Here is a 13,609-nt window from a genome sequence, read left to right as displayed (position 1 = left end):
ACAGGGGGTGTCCTTGCGGATACTCCCTGCCTCTTCTACGGCTTGAGACGACAAAGACTGCCCTTGTGAACCGCCTTCGCAACCAACTGGAATTTGCGGCATGAAAGACCTGCTGATCGGCATCGACGCGGGAACGTCGGTGATCAAATCGATCGCTTTCGACCTGTCCGGGCGGCAGCTCGCCATGACGTCGGTGCCCAATAGCTTCGTCACGCTGGAAGGCGGCGGCGCCGAGCAGGACCTCGACCAGACCTGGCGCGACATGGCGCGGACCGTTCGCGATCTCGCGGCCAAGGTTCCCGACCTCGCGCAACGAACCGCGGCGGTGGCCATCACCGGGCAGGGCGACGGAACCTGGCTGATCGATGGCGACGGCTTGCCTGTCTCGCGCGCCTGGCTGTGGCTTGATGCCCGAGCTGGACATCTGGTGGACGAGATGCGCGCCGATCCCCGGGATCGCAGGCGGTTCGAGCTGACCGGCACGGGGCTGAATTCCTGCCAGCAAGGCGCCCAGCTTGCCTTCATGAAAAAGAACCATCCCGACATGCTGGAGCGGGCGGCGACCGCACTGCATTGCAAGGATTGGCTCTACTTCAAGATGACGGGCGAACGCGCCACGGATCCCTCCGAGGGAACCTTCACCTTCGGCGATTTTCGGTCGCGCAGCTATTCCGACGAAGCCCTCGACATCCTGGATCTGACGACGCATCGCCGCCTGTTGCCTCCCATGCTCGAAGGCACCACCGACCATCATCCGCTGTCGCGATCGGCGGCGGCAGAGACTGGCCTGCTCGAAGGCACGCCGGTGGTGCTGGGTTACGTCGATATGGTCATGACGGCGCTCGGAGCCGGCCTCTATGATCCCTCGGGCAATGTCGGCTGCACGGTCATCGGCTCGACCGGCATACACACACGCTTTGCCGCCACTCCCGACGATGTCGTGCTGAACGACGATGGCTCCGGCTACACGATCGCCATGCCTATTCCAGGCGCCTTTGCACAATTGCAATCCAACATGGCGGCGACGCTCAACATAGACTGGGTGCTTGGCCTTGCGCGCGACGTGCTCGCGACGGCTGGCGGCAAGCCTTCTCATGACGAGTTGCTGAAGGCCCTCGACGCTTGGGTGGAAGCATCGGAGCCTGGTTCGCTGATCTACCAGCCCTATATATCGCTGGCCGGTGAAAGAGGACCGTTCGTCGATCCTGACGCACGCGCTGGCTTCATCGGCCTTTCGGTCAAGCACGGCTTTGGCGATCTGGCACGCGGCGTGCTCGAGGGACTGGCCTTCGCCGCACGTGATTGCTACCAGGCGATGGGCGCCGTGCCGGGTGAGATCCGCCTGTCGGGCGGCGCCGCGCGCAGCCCCTCCCTACGCCGCATCATCGCGGCGGCGACCCGGGCGCAGGTGCGCACCAGCAGTCGCCAGGAAGCCGGCGCGGCAGGCGCCGCGATGATGGCGGCCGTCGGCCTCGGCGTCTATGGCTCGATGGAAGACTGCGCCGCCGAATGGGTGACGCCGCTTCTCGGCGACTGCGATGCCTATGACGAGGCGCTTTCGCATACCTACGATGCCCTCTTCCCTTCCTTCGTTGCAGCGCGTCAGGCGCTTCGGCCGGTGTGGAAGGGCATGGCGCACCGCACAGGAGCAAGATCTTGAGCAATACAACAGATGTCGTCGATCTCTTCGTGATCGGCGGCGGCGTCAATGGAGCCGGCATAGCGCGTGATGCGGCAGGTCGCGGGCTGTCCGTCATCCTGTGCGAAAAGGACGATCTCGCGCAAGGCACGAGCTCGCGCTCCGGCAAACTGGTGCATGGCGGCCTGCGCTACCTCGAATATTATGAATTCCGGCTGGTTCGCGAAGCACTGATCGAACGCGAGGTGCTGCTCGAGGCAGCGCCGCACATCATCTGGCCGATGCGCTTCGTTCTTCCGCACAGCCCGCAAGACAGGCCGGCATGGCTGGTCCGGCTCGGGCTGTTTCTCTACGACCACCTTGGCGGCCGTAAACGCCTGCCGGGGACACGAACACTGAACCTCAGGACTGCGCCGGAAGGCGCGCCGATCAAGGACGAATTCAAGCGCGGTTTCGAATATTCCGACTGCTGGGTCGACGATGCGCGCCTGGTGCTGCTCAACGCCCTGGATGCCAGGCAGCGCGGTGCCAGAGTGCTCACGCGCACCGCCTGTGTCGCGGCCCGCCGCGAAAACGGACTATGGTCGATCGACATGCAGGATGGTCGCACGGGTGCGGTGACGAAGGTCCGGGCGCGGGCGCTGGTCAACGCGGCCGGGCCGTGGGTCAACGACATTGTCAGCCGAGTCGCCGGGCAGAACTCCACCCGCAATGTTCGCCTGGTGAAAGGCAGTCATATCGTCGTGCCCAAATTCTGGGAGGGGCGGCAGGCCTATCTCATTCAGAACAACGACAAGCGGGTGATATTCGTCAACCCGTACGAGAACGATCTGGCGCTGATCGGCACCACCGACATTCCCTACGAAGGCAGGCCCGAGGAAGTGGCGGCCGAGGCCAGCGAAGTCGACTATCTGATCAAGGTGGTCAATCGCTATTTCAAGCGGCAGCTGACGCCACAGGACGTCGTCTACAGCTTCTCCGGTGTGCGTCCGCTCTATGACGACAATGCCGACAATCCAAGCGCGGTGACGCGCGACTACATTTTCGAACTCGACGCCTCCAACGGCACCGCACCGCTGCTTTCGGTATTCGGCGGCAAGATCACCACATTCCGCAAGCTGTCGGAACACGCGCTGGAAAAGATCCAGCCGTTTTTTCCGACGATGAAGAAAGCCTGGACGGCCAAAATTCCCTTGCCGGGAGGCGACCTGCCCAATGCGGACTTCGAGCAGTTCCTGAGCGATCTGCATTCCGAGTTTTCATGGCTCAGCCCGTCGCTGGTGAAGCACTACGCTCGAAGCTACGGCACCCGTGCCAGGCAATTGCTCGCCGGCGCACAGCGCGAGGCGGATCTCGGCCGCCGCTTCGGTCCCGACCTGTATGAGCGGGAGGCAAGGTTCCTGGCCGAGACCGAATGGGCCGGCACATCAGCCGATATTCTGGAACGCCGCACCAAACATGGCCTGCATCTCAATGCGGCCGAGCGGAAAGCATTCGAAGACTGGTTCGATAACATCATGGCGACGGCAGACTGATGGCCTTCACGCTTTCCCTCAACACCAATCCGCTGGTCAACCGTTTCGCCGATCCGGACGATTTGATCGACGCGATTGCCTATGGCATCGGTATCCGCGACGTGCAGCTGACGCATGAATTCGTCAATCCGGGCTGGCCGGCGGCAACGATTGCCAAATTCCTGCGCCTGTTCGACAGGGCGCTTTCGCGGACCGGCGTGCGGATCACCTCCGGCATGACCGGACCTTATGGCCGGCTCAATCACTTCGGCCATCCGGACGCGGATGTCCGGCGCTACTATGTCGACTGGTTCAAGACCTTCGCCGATATTTCCGCGGAACTCGGTGCGTCGGGCATGGGCACGCAGTTCGCCATCTTCACCCACAAGGACTTTGACGATCCGCAACGGCGGGCAGTGCTTCTCGATATCGCCCTCGAATGCTGGCGCGAGGTGGCCGAACACGCCAAGGCGGCGGGTCTGACATACCTGTTCTGGGAGCCGATGTCGGTCGGCCGCGAGTTCGGCCACACGATCGAAAGCTGCGCCACGCTGCAAGGCGCCATCGACGCGGCGAAGCTGCCCATACCGATGAAAATGATGGTCGACATCGACCATGGCGACGTCACTTCGCCCAACCCTGCCGACACCGATCCCTATGCCTGGGCGAAAGCGTTTCCCTTGCAATCGCCGATCATCCACATCAAGCAGTCGTCGATGAATAAGGGCGGGCACTGGCCGTTCACGGCCGCCTACAACAAGGATGGCCGCATAGTGCCGCAGAAGTTGCTGGACGCGGTTCGGCAGGGCGGTGGAACCGACAATGAAATTTGCCTTGAACTTTCCTTCAGGGAGAGGGAACCAGTCGACCATCAGGTTATCGAGATGATCCGCGAGTCGGTGGATTTCTGGGCGCCTCATATCGACAGCGGTCGCGACAGTCTCAAGCCTCGGGCTTGAGTGAAATGCTGGCTAGACGCCGGCACCGATGGTGGCCAGGAAAAACGCGCGTTGAAGGAGAAAAGAATGACCCCATATTGGGTCGGCACGAGCTGGAAGATGAACAAGACGCTTGCCGAGGCGCTGCAGTTCGCCGATGCGTTGGCGGCCTTCGTGCCTGACTTCGATCAGGCGATACAGCCTTTCGTCATTCCGCCGTTCACCGCCGCGCGCCAGGTCAAAGCGGCGCTGGCCAACACCCGCGTGAAAGTCGGCGCCCAGAACATGCATTGGGCCGACGCCGGTGCCTGGACGGGAGAGATCTCGCCAGTGATGCTGAAAGACTGTGGGCTGGATGTGATCGAACTCGGCCATAGCGAGCGTCGCGAGCATTTCGGCGAAACGGACGCGACTGTGGGACTGAAAACGGCGGCCGCTGTCAGGCACGGGTTCGTGCCGCTGATTTGCGTCGGCGAGACGTTGGCTGAGCGTGAATCAGGCCGCGCCGAGGCGGTGTTGACGGCACAGGTTCTCGGCGCGCTGCAAGAGCTGAGCGGCGATCAACTGAAGGCTGAAATCCTCTTTGCCTACGAGCCCGTCTGGGCGATCGGCGAGAAGGGCATTCCCGCCAGCGCCGACTATGCCGACAGGCAGCAGGCGCTGATCAAGCAGGTTGCCGCCGACCGGCTGCCGGCTGCCCCGCCTGTGCTTTACGGCGGCAGCGTCAATCCCGGCAACGCGGCCGAACTCATCGGCCAGCCGCATATCGATGGCCTGTTCATCGGCCGCTCGGCGTGGCAAGCGGAAGGCTATATCGACATTCTGAAAAAGGCGTCGGCCGCCATCGCGCGCTGACCGCTAAAAGACCAAGCAAAGGAGCTCATCATCATGAAGATCGCACTCGGAGCCGACAGCGCCGGCAAGCCGTTGCTCGACGTCATCGCCAAGCATCTCGCCACCAAGCCGGAACTGCAGGTCGTCGACCTAAGCCAGGCCGGATTCTACGCCGATATCGCCGCCTCGGTCGGCCACGAAATTCTCGACGGCAATTACGACCGGGCCATCCTGTTTTGCGGCACCGGCATCGGCGTCAGCATCTCCGCCAACAAGGTCCCGGGCATTCGCGCCGCATTGACCCACGACACCTATTCCGCTGAGCGCGCCGCCAAGTCCAATAACGCCCAGATCATCACCATGGGCGCCCGCGTCATCGGTCCCGAACTGGCGAAATCGATCGCCGACGCATGGTTGGCCTCGGAGTTCGATCCGAATGGCCCCTCCGCCACAAACGTGCAGGCCATCGACAAGCTCGACGCCAAGCGCTGAGGCGCGGAAGGCCCGTTACTGATCAGGTGGTCAAGGCGACCCGCATCGCCTCGATCACGGTCACGGCGGAGGCGGCGCCCGGGTCCATGTGGCCAAGCGAGCGTTCGCCGAGGCGCGATGCCCGGCCCTTGGTGGCGACCATCGACTTGGTCGCCTCCGCGCCGGCGTTTGCCGCTTGTGCAGCAGCTTCGAGACTGCCCGCCAGATCCTTGCCGGAGGTCAGCGCTTCGCCCGCCGCCTGCGCAGCCGGCGCCCATGCATCGATCATCGTCTTTTCGCCTGGCTCGGCCTTGCCGCGATCCTGAATGCCTTTGGCCATCGCCTGGAACAGAGTGACCACGTCCGCGTCGTCGAGCGTCGTCTTGCCCTTGACGGCTGCCGCGGCGCGCATGAACGCGGTCGCATAGAGCGGACCGGAGGAGGCGCCAACCGCATTCAGGAACGACTTTGCCGCCGTGTTCAGCAAGGTGGTCGGATCAGTGGCCTCGGTGTCCAGTGCGGCGACTGCATCGCGTGCCGCGGAAAATCCAAGCTCCATCGCGATGCCGTGGTCGGCGTCGCCGATAACTCCGTCAAGCGCGCATAGTCGGTCCCTGTCGGCCGACATGGCGGTTGCGATCGCCGCGAACATCGCGACAAGGCGGGCGGTGTCGATTGTCGTCATGTCTTAGTCCTTGCCACAGAAGTGGGTTTAGCCGGCGCGAAACATGGCGCAGTCGCAGGGGTGGTCCAGCATCGTCTGCAACTCGCCGTCCAGCCGATGCAGAGTGATCGAGGCCCCGGCCATTTCGAGCGAGGTGCAGTAATTGCCGACCCAGCTTGCGTGTATGGACACACCGATCTCATCGAGCCTCTGCTTCACGCGCCGGTTCATGATGTAGAGTTCCATCAGCGGCGTCGAGCCCAGCGAATTGACGAGCACCGCGACCTTGTCGCCGCGCGCCGGCGCCATCTCGTCGAGAATCCTGTCCAGCATCTCGTCGGTGATCTCGTCGGCTGTTTTCAACTTTTCGCGCGCGATGCCGGGCTCGCCGTGGATGCCCATGCCGATCTCCATCTCGTCCGGGCCGATCTCGAAATTCGGCCGGCGGGTCTGCGGCAGCGAACAGGGCGACAGCGCCACGCCCATGGTGAAGGTATGGTCGTTGGCCTTGCCGGCGACGCGCTCGCATTCGTCGAAGGACAACATCCGGTCGCAGGCGGCGCCGGCCGCCTTGAAGATGAAGAAATTGCCGGCGACGCCGCGCCTCTTGTGCCGCTGGTCGCGCGGTGCCGAGGCGACGTCGTCGGTGCTCAGCACCGTGCGCACCTCGATGTCGTCCATGGCGGCCATCTCGGCCGCCATGTCGAAATTCATCACGTCGCCGGCATAATTGCCGTACATGAAGAGCACGCCGGCGCCGCCGCTGACTGCCTTGGCGCATTCGAGGATCGGGTCCGGCGGCGGCGAGGCAAAGACATTGCCGATGGCCGCAGCGTCAGCCAATCCCTTGCCGACAAAGCCGAGAAAGCTCGGCTCGTGGCCCGAACCGCCGCCAATCACGAGGCCCACCTTGCCCTGGCGCGGTCCGTCGCGGGCGATGATGGAGCGTGGACTGCCGTCCACGCTTTTGAGATGGCGGGGATGCGCTGCCAGGATGCCTTCCAGCATCTCGTCAACGGCGCGGTTGCCATCGTTGATGATCTTCTTGGTCTGCACCCGACGTCCTCCCGATTTCGGCATTTTCGCAGATAGTACCGGGTGTTACCGGGATTTCCACCCGGCAAGGCGCATTTCGCGTGTTGAAGTGCTCTCGCACAGCGGCTCCTGAAATCCAGGTGTCGGCTGGTTCAAGTGCCGAGGCCGTCGCGGATGGCTGAGAAATAGCGATCGGTTCCGACCTGGCCGCCCTTGAGCGCGACCTCCAAGCCGTCGATCGCCTTGACGCGCGAGTGGGCAACGCAGAGCGGCGAGCCAGGCGAAGCGGGCAGCGGCATGCGAATTGTCAGGGCATCGACACCCATCTCGCCGAGTGCGTGGCTCGACGTGTCGCCGCCGGCAATGACCACGCGCCGCAAATTCTGTTCGATCGTCAGGCTGCGAAGGATTTCTCCAAGGCCGCGGCCAAGCCTGTGGCGGGCGCCTTCCTGCCGGTCGATTTCGGCGCCCCTGTCGGCATCGGGGCCAAGCGCGGTGTAGAGGATGACGCTGCGCCCGGCTTGCAGACTGGCACGGCCGCTTGCCGTTGCGCGCGCGATCGCCTGCTGCGAAGACTCCGAAACCAGCTCGACGGGATCGACCTCGATGCCGTCGAAACCGTCGGTCAGGGCATGCCGGATCTGCCGCTCGGTGGTCGGCGAACAACTGCCCGACACGACGGCTATCCGCTCGGCTGCGCCCGGCGGCGTAAAACCTTGTCCAGCGCCGACAATGTCATTCGACGCCCATTCGGCCAGCAATGCATACTCGACCCCGGACGAGCCGACGACAAAAGAACCGCCTGGCTTGCGAACGCGCCAGATCTCCTTGCCGGCCAGAGCCTGCGTTTCCAGATTGTCGACATCGAGAAGCACGATGGGGGTGCCGTTTCCGGTCAGGCGATCGAACGCGGCCGATCGCGACGCGGACTGCAGCGTTGCAAGGTCGATCAGCCCGGAGCTCAGCGCCGTCTGCCGCGACAGATGGATCAGGAGATCGGCCTCATCCATCGGCGTCGTCGGATGGCGGCTCATCACAGGGTGGCGATCGATGCGGAAATATTGGTCGCGATAGGCGGCGAATAGATGGCCGAAGGCGGTGTAGCGCTTGAGCTGCGGCGCGCCGACCAGCAGCGGCACACTATCCTGCGCGAACACCGAGCGGCCGACCTCGATGGCCCGGCCGATGCTGCCGACCGTTGGGCTGGAATCGAAGGTCGAGCAAACCTTGTAGTGGCAGATCGCGGCGTTGAGTGTCTTCAGCCAGGCAAAGGCATCGCGCAGATGCATGTCCATCCACTGCGGCGTCTCGCTGCGGCTGGTGCCGGCGAGGCCGATCGCCCGGCAATGGGCAAACCGCGAAAGCAAGGCATCGTCCGGCTGGCGCATGAACAGCACGGTCGGCACGCCGCCGAGCTCAAGCGCCTCCATGACATCGGTCGAGCCGGTCAGGTCGTCGCCATAATAGCTGAGAAGCAGGTTCTGCATGGCTTCAGGCTGCCTTGCCGTCGCCGAATTTTTCGATCGACCGCGCCAGTTCAGGGTGGTTCAGGGCGAAGTCGGCAAGCGGAATGCCGTCGACCGCCGCCTGCCAGGCTTGCTGCACGGCACGCACGCCGGCGCCCGGCCCGTCCGGATGGCTGACGATGCCACCGCCGCAGAGATAGAGAAGATCGACGGTCCGGCCGGTCCGCGCATATGTCTCGGGCGCCTGCCCTCCCCACTGGCCGGAGCCGGCGACCGGCAAGGCGCAGTCCTCAGGTGAGAAGATCGGCGTCGTCACCGCCTTGAACGACTCGACGAAGGAGTCATCCGGCTCCCAATATTTCGAGGCGATGCCGTTGATCTGGAATTGGTCGACGCCGAGCAGTCGCCAGAATTGCTGCCAGACCTTGAAGCCCATACCTAGCCCGGGGTGCCGGGTGAGGATGTCCCAGCCGTTGCGGTGAGCATGCAGCACCAGACTGGAGCGCTTCCTCAGGAACGCCATGCCACTGAGCCCGATCGAATTGATGTTGACAACAGCGCAATTGCCGCCGGCCTTCGCCACCAGATCGTGGTTGCGCATCATCTCATCCGGGTCGGCATGCGAAATGCCGAAGGCATACATCACTTTCTTGCCGGTCTTCTGCTTATGGTCGAGGATCAGCGGCATGATTGCCTTCACCCGCTCCGACAGCGGCGAATAGGCCGGGCTCATCAGCTTCTCGTCATCCTTGATGAAATCGACGCCGGCGGCGATCAGTTCCGCCACCATTGCCGCCGTCTCGTGCGGCCGCAGCCCGAGCGCCGGCTTGACGATGGTGCCGATGATCGGGCGGTCCGTCACACCGGTCAGTCGGCGGCTGCCGGCGACACCGAACTGTGGGCCGGGATGCGCGCCGCGAAAATCCTCCGGCAGCTTCATGTCGACGACGCGGATCCCGGTGAGGCCCTTGATCGAATAGGTGCCGCCGATGGCGATGGTCATCAGCGCCGAAAGGTCGGTGCCGATGGCATCGAACGGAAAGGCGATGTCGACATCGGCGCGTTTGAACGGCCCGCTGCCGTCATCGGGAAGTGACGGCCGCTCGGCATCGGGCAGAGGCCGGATCGCCAGCACGCGCGCCGCCACCCGGGCCTTCAGCTCTTCGGTCTCGCCGGGCAGCGCGACGAAGGTGCCGGTCGACTGGTCGCTGGCGATCTTGGCGGCCAACGCTTCGATGCTTCCAGGCGTTTCGATGCGATAGGTGAGGGTGATCATGGTCTGCTGTCTTAAGCCGAGGCGTTCGAAAAAGGTTCACCGGTGTTCTAAATCTGGTATAATGAGTACATAAGTATTGCAAGGCATATCCGGCTAGAAGTTTTAGGCAGATCGACAGGCGGCAATTTCCGGGAAATGTGGCGGCAGTGTTAGATAGGGCCGGCTCAAGGGAGTGATTCGCGACGATGAACCGTTCGGAACCGATTGTCCGGCGCAAGCTTTCCGACGAGGTCTTCTTGCGGCTGAAGCGCCTGATCACCAGCGGCGAATTGATGCCGGGTGACGACATGCCGTCGGAGCGCGAACTGATGGAGCGCTTCGAGGTCGGCAGGCCGGCGATTCGCGAGGCGATGCAGGCGCTGAGCAATATGGGCCTGGTCGCGATCTCGCATGGCGAGCGCGCCAAGGTGCTGCAGCTCACGGCAAAGTCGATCATCAAGCAGGTCGATGGCGCCGCCAAGATCATCCTGTCGTCATCGAAGGACACGCTTGAGCACCTGAAGACCGCGCGCATCTTCTTCGAGCGCGGCATGGTCAGGGAAGCCGCCGAAAAGGCCACCGCCGAGGATGTGCAGCGCCTCAGGGCCACCGTTGCCGAACAGCGCGGCTTCCGTGGCGATTCCGAAGCCTTCATCTCCGCCGACATGAAATTCCATACCCAGATCGCCGCGATCTCAGGCAATCCGATCTATGTCGCCGTTAGTGAGGCGATGCTCGGCTGGCTGAAGGAATACCACACCGAAATGCTGATCTGGACCGGCAAGGAAAAGTTCACGCTGACCGAGCACGAAGAGATCATCGGCCGCATCGAGAAAAAGGATGCGGATGGCGCCGAGAAGGCGATGATCAAGCATCTCGAACGCTCGCGCGCGCTCTATGTGATGAATTCCGAAAAGTAACTTCAGCCGAGCCGGGTGATCGCGTAAGGCGTCATCACGAGATGGCCGCGGCCAAAAGCCGAAATGTCGACCGGCACTTCGTCCGCCGTCAGGTTCGCCAGCCACGCGATTGTCTTGCCCGAGGCGGAGCGCCCGGCCAGCGCCAGCACCTTGGTCTCATCGCTCGTCCTTGCCGACACATGCGCAAGGCCGGCCAGTTCGCAAAGCCCCTTGATGGCCCTGAAGAGCGGCCGGGGTGTTCCTTCCGCGACGGGTTCTCCAAATGACGCCAGCACGCCGAACGGTCCGGTGAAGCTGGAGAGCGTGAGCTGTTCCAGCCCAGCGGGCGCGATGCGCGCGGCATAGCCGATCGTCCATGCCGCCGCGAACTGGCCGGCATGGCGCGGGTCTCGGTCGGCCATGGCGATGCGCTGTCCCCCGGGATTGGGCTTGGTCGCGCCGCCATAGGGGTTCTGCCGCATGGCAATCGTCGATGGTCCGATCCGATAGGGTTTCGCCCCGAAGATCGCCCGCGCCGATTGGGTGATGAAAGGCAGCGCCTCCAGCGATTGCATGATGCTGAGATCGTCGGCGGCGTGAACGATCGGGCAAGTACAATGGGTGACGAAATCGAGCTGGTCCTCCGGCACGCGCTTGCGGTTGAGTTCGGTGAAATAGCTGAACATGCCGCCGCCGAGCCGGATGTCCGGAAAGGCGCGCCGCGCGGCCGCGTAAACGTTCTCGAGCGGCGGACAGTCCGGCCACGTGCTGCCCGGCGGTGTCGACTGCCGGTCGACCGAAGGCGACACGGCAATGGCCGAGAGTTTTAGCCCGGCCTCGCGCACCAGGCCGGCGACACCTGACATCTCGGCGTCGAGATCGCCAGCGCAGGCAACGACGCATTCGAGGGTCGTTTCGGCTGCGTAGGCAGTTGCCAGTCGGGCGAAAGCGCGCAAGGCGTCGAGCCCGTGGCCACGCGTCGGATCGTAGTGGAAGATCAGCTGTTGCGGGCCGAGCGCCGACAGCATCGAGAGCTTCGCAAGTGCGCTCTCGACATCCTCGGGATAGATGACCACGCCGATATCGGGCAGCCTTGGCCCGGCTTCGCCGAGTTCGACGCGGACCGGTTCGCTGACCATGGCGGCAGCCGGCGCGTTGCCTTTCCCTGTGATGCGCAGGCTGATCGTTTGGCGCAAGGGCTGGCCGGCAGGCAGCACATAGGGCCATGGCAACGCGAGCGGCCGCACATAGGTCTTGTAGGAGGCGTCTGACCAGTTGCGCTGGTCTTCCATCTCGAATGTATCGCCTTCCATTAGGCATTCGGCGGTGACACCAGGCCGAACCTGATGGGTGATGGCGCGGATATCCTTGAAAGGCTGCCACGGGTCGATCAGTTCGGGCAGTTTCGTCGCCACCACGATGCCGTCCGTATGCTCGACAGTGACTGGACTGCCGGCCAGCCCTGCGATCGGATGCAGGATGCAGAAGCCGCAGCGGTTGGTCTCGAAATCGCTTTCGGGGAGGGCGCCGACGTCGAAGACCAGACGGCCATCGGCGAAGCCTTTGATGGTTGCGTGGAAGCCGAGCCGGCTTCCATCGGGTCCGATGCAGCTTGCCGAATAGCTGATCGCGAAGCTCTCCGCGTCCTGATCGATGACGAGGCCCGTCAGCACCGGCTCATAGGTGCCCCAGTCGCGGTCACGTACGATATAGGCGATGGCGCGCAGCACTTCGGTGCCGCGATGGCGGATGGTGCGCAGATTGCCGTTGACGAAGTCGGCGCTGAGCGCGCCCGCGCTCAGCCTGACTGGCTCGGCCTCGAGAGCACGCGTGCCGTAGAGCAGGAAAGTGTCGGCGGTCATTTCAGCAAGGCGTCGAGTTGCACCGGTTGCCGGCTCGCGGCACCAGCATAGGCGGCCTCGACGAGCGCGAACGTCTTAAGATTGTCCGCTCCCGAGGTCGCCGGTTCGATCCCCTTTGCCAGGCAGTCTACCCAGTGCTGCTGGATGGCGACAACGCTTTCCTGGATGTTGTGCCAGGGCCGCGACGCCCATGGCAGCAGCGGCGGCGAGACGTCGGTGACGACCGTGCCGTTCTTGCCGGTGACGGTGAGCCGGTATCCCTGCGCCAGCCGGATCGTTCCGTCGCTGCCGTCGATCTCGATCAGCGTCTCGGGAAACGGCTCGGTGGCAAGCTTCGTCGCATAGCTGCAGTCGACCACGGAGGTCGCGCCGCTCTTGTGGTCCAGAAGCATCGTCGCCACATCCTCGCCCGCGATACTAGGATTGATGCGGGCGGTTCGCGACGTGATGGTCGAGACGTCGCCGAGCAGGAAGCGGGCGATGTCGAGGACATGGATACCGAGGTCCTCGATGATGAAGCGCTTTCCCGTCGCCAGATAGGGCTGGCCGGAAAACACGTCATAGCCGGAGCGGAAGGAGATGCGCCCGAAGAAAGACGTGCCGATCTCGCCGCTGTCGAGCACGGCGCGCACCGCCTGGATCGGCGACTGCCAGCGAAAATTCTCATGCACCATCAGCGGCACGCCGGCTTCCGCGCATGCCCCGACCATTGCCTTGGCGTCGGCGAGCGTCGGCGCGAACGGCTTTTGGCAGATCACCGGAACGCGATGAGCGGCCGCCATTTCGACAAGCGGACGATGGCTGGGCGCGGTGGTGGCGATGTCGACGAAGTCCAGGCTTTCGCCGGCAAAAAGTTCCGCCGCATCGGTATAGCGCTTCGCTATGCCGAACTGGTCGCCGACGATCTTGAGCCGTTCCGGGTCACGGTCGCAGATAGCAACGATCGAAGCGCCCGCAATGCCGCGCCAGGCGTGCATCTGGTTGACGGCAAAGAAGCCGCAGCCGATCAGCGCTCCACGCAACTCCGCCATG

12 protein-coding genes are annotated in these 13,609 nt (G+C 63.7%); 6 read left to right on the top strand and 6 right to left on the bottom strand.

Annotated features, from left to right (window positions below):
• Positions 1-100: 100 nt before the first annotated feature.
• The 5 genes from X735_RS163375 (at position 101) to X735_RS163395 (ending at position 5,417) form a co-directional block, all read left to right on the top strand.
• Complete coding sequence (locus X735_RS163375; protein WP_023808907.1) at positions 101-1,660, top strand: FGGY-family carbohydrate kinase; 1,560 nt, start codon at positions 101-103, stop codon at positions 1,658-1,660.
• Positions 1,657-3,174: a glycerol-3-phosphate dehydrogenase gene (locus X735_RS163380; RefSeq protein ID WP_023808906.1), complete on the top strand. Its 1,518-nt coding sequence runs from the start codon at positions 1,657-1,659 to the stop codon at positions 3,172-3,174. Before X735_RS163375 ends, X735_RS163380 begins: the two co-directional genes overlap by 4 nt.
• Complete coding sequence (locus X735_RS163385; RefSeq protein WP_023808905.1) at positions 3,174-4,112, top strand: TIM barrel protein; 939 nt, start codon at positions 3,174-3,176, stop codon at positions 4,110-4,112. The genes X735_RS163380 and X735_RS163385 overlap by 1 nt, the downstream gene beginning before the upstream one ends.
• A gap of 66 nt (positions 4,113-4,178) precedes the next feature.
• Positions 4,179-4,946 carry a triose-phosphate isomerase gene (locus X735_RS163390; RefSeq protein WP_023808904.1) on the top strand — a complete coding sequence of 256 codons (768 nt, stop codon included), beginning with the start codon at positions 4,179-4,181 and terminating at the stop codon, positions 4,944-4,946.
• 33 nt (positions 4,947-4,979) lie between these two features.
• Entirely contained in the window at positions 4,980-5,417 is a 438-nt protein-coding gene (locus X735_RS163395) for an RpiB/LacA/LacB family sugar-phosphate isomerase (RefSeq protein ID WP_013533067.1), read from the top strand.
• A 22-nt stretch (positions 5,418-5,439) separates the two neighbouring features.
• Here X735_RS163395 and dhaL read toward each other — a convergent pair whose 3' ends face one another.
• The 4 genes from dhaL to oiaX form a co-directional block, all read right to left on the bottom strand.
• Positions 5,440-6,081, bottom strand: coding sequence for a dihydroxyacetone kinase subunit DhaL (dhaL, locus tag X735_RS163400; RefSeq protein WP_023808903.1), 642 nt, complete (start codon positions 6,079-6,081; stop codon positions 5,440-5,442).
• Between the two features lie 27 nt (positions 6,082-6,108).
• On the bottom strand, positions 6,109-7,116 hold the full coding sequence (locus X735_RS163405; RefSeq protein ID WP_023808902.1) for a dihydroxyacetone kinase subunit DhaK: 1,008 nt from the start codon (positions 7,114-7,116) through the stop codon (positions 6,109-6,111).
• A 131-nt stretch (positions 7,117-7,247) separates the two neighbouring features.
• A complete protein-coding gene (locus X735_RS163410) occupies positions 7,248-8,582 on the bottom strand; it encodes a four-carbon acid sugar kinase family protein (RefSeq protein WP_023808901.1) in 1,335 nt (444 codons plus the stop codon).
• Positions 8,583-8,586: 4 nt separating this feature from the next.
• Complete coding sequence (oiaX, locus tag X735_RS163415) at positions 8,587-9,837, bottom strand: 3-oxo-isoapionate-4-phosphate decarboxylase OiaX (RefSeq protein ID WP_023808900.1); 1,251 nt, start codon at positions 9,835-9,837, stop codon at positions 8,587-8,589.
• Positions 9,838-10,022: 185 nt separating this feature from the next.
• Here oiaX and X735_RS163420 point away from each other — a divergent pair, with 185 nt between their 5' ends.
• The gene (locus X735_RS163420) at positions 10,023-10,736 is read left to right on the top strand and encodes a transcriptional regulator NanR (RefSeq protein ID WP_023808899.1); all 714 of its coding nucleotides are present in this window, start codon (positions 10,023-10,025) and stop codon (positions 10,734-10,736) included.
• A gap of 2 nt (positions 10,737-10,738) precedes the next feature.
• On the opposite strand, the gene X735_RS163425 is transcribed toward X735_RS163420, so the two are convergent.
• Positions 10,739-12,577 (bottom strand): hypothetical protein, encoded by a 1,839-nt coding sequence (locus tag X735_RS163425; RefSeq protein WP_023808898.1) that lies wholly within the window; start codon positions 12,575-12,577, stop codon positions 10,739-10,741.
• Positions 12,574-13,608: a Gfo/Idh/MocA family oxidoreductase gene (locus tag X735_RS163430; RefSeq protein WP_023808897.1), complete on the bottom strand. Its 1,035-nt coding sequence runs from the start codon at positions 13,606-13,608 to the stop codon at positions 12,574-12,576. Before X735_RS163430 ends, X735_RS163425 begins: the two co-directional genes overlap by 4 nt.
• Position 13,609 lies beyond the last annotated feature (1 nt).

Source organism: Mesorhizobium sp. L2C084A000 (genome assembly GCF_000502875.1).
In the GTDB taxonomy this organism is placed as follows: Bacteria; Pseudomonadota; Alphaproteobacteria; order Rhizobiales; family Rhizobiaceae; genus Mesorhizobium.
The sequence above is the reverse complement of the archived record's forward strand: the minus strand, read 5'-3'. Positions and strand labels throughout refer to the sequence as shown.

What these genes read in the sequence shown, in the direction of transcription:
- X735_RS163390 (WP_023808904.1), top strand. Translation starts at nt 4,179, where the DNA reads ATGACCCCATATTGGGTCGGCACGAGCTGGAAGATGAACAAGACGCTT.
- X735_RS163375 (WP_023808907.1), top strand. Translation starts at nt 101, where the DNA reads ATGAAAGACCTGCTGATCGGCATCGACGCGGGAACGTCGGTGATCAAA.
- oiaX (WP_023808900.1), bottom strand. Translation starts at nt 9,837, where the DNA reads ATGATCACCCTCACCTATCGCATCGAAACGCCTGGAAGCATCGAAGCG.
- X735_RS163395 (WP_013533067.1), top strand. Translation starts at nt 4,980, where the DNA reads ATGAAGATCGCACTCGGAGCCGACAGCGCCGGCAAGCCGTTGCTCGAC.
- X735_RS163385 (WP_023808905.1), top strand. Translation starts at nt 3,174, where the DNA reads ATGGCCTTCACGCTTTCCCTCAACACCAATCCGCTGGTCAACCGTTTC.
- X735_RS163410 (WP_023808901.1), bottom strand. Translation starts at nt 8,582, where the DNA reads ATGCAGAACCTGCTTCTCAGCTATTATGGCGACGACCTGACCGGCTCG.
- dhaL (WP_023808903.1), bottom strand. Translation starts at nt 6,081, where the DNA reads ATGACGACAATCGACACCGCCCGCCTTGTCGCGATGTTCGCGGCGATC.
- X735_RS163420 (WP_023808899.1), top strand. Translation starts at nt 10,023, where the DNA reads ATGAACCGTTCGGAACCGATTGTCCGGCGCAAGCTTTCCGACGAGGTC.
- X735_RS163425 (WP_023808898.1), bottom strand. Translation starts at nt 12,577, where the DNA reads ATGACCGCCGACACTTTCCTGCTCTACGGCACGCGTGCTCTCGAGGCC.
- X735_RS163430 (WP_023808897.1), bottom strand. Translation starts at nt 13,608, where the DNA reads ATGGCGGAGTTGCGTGGAGCGCTGATCGGCTGCGGCTTCTTTGCCGTC.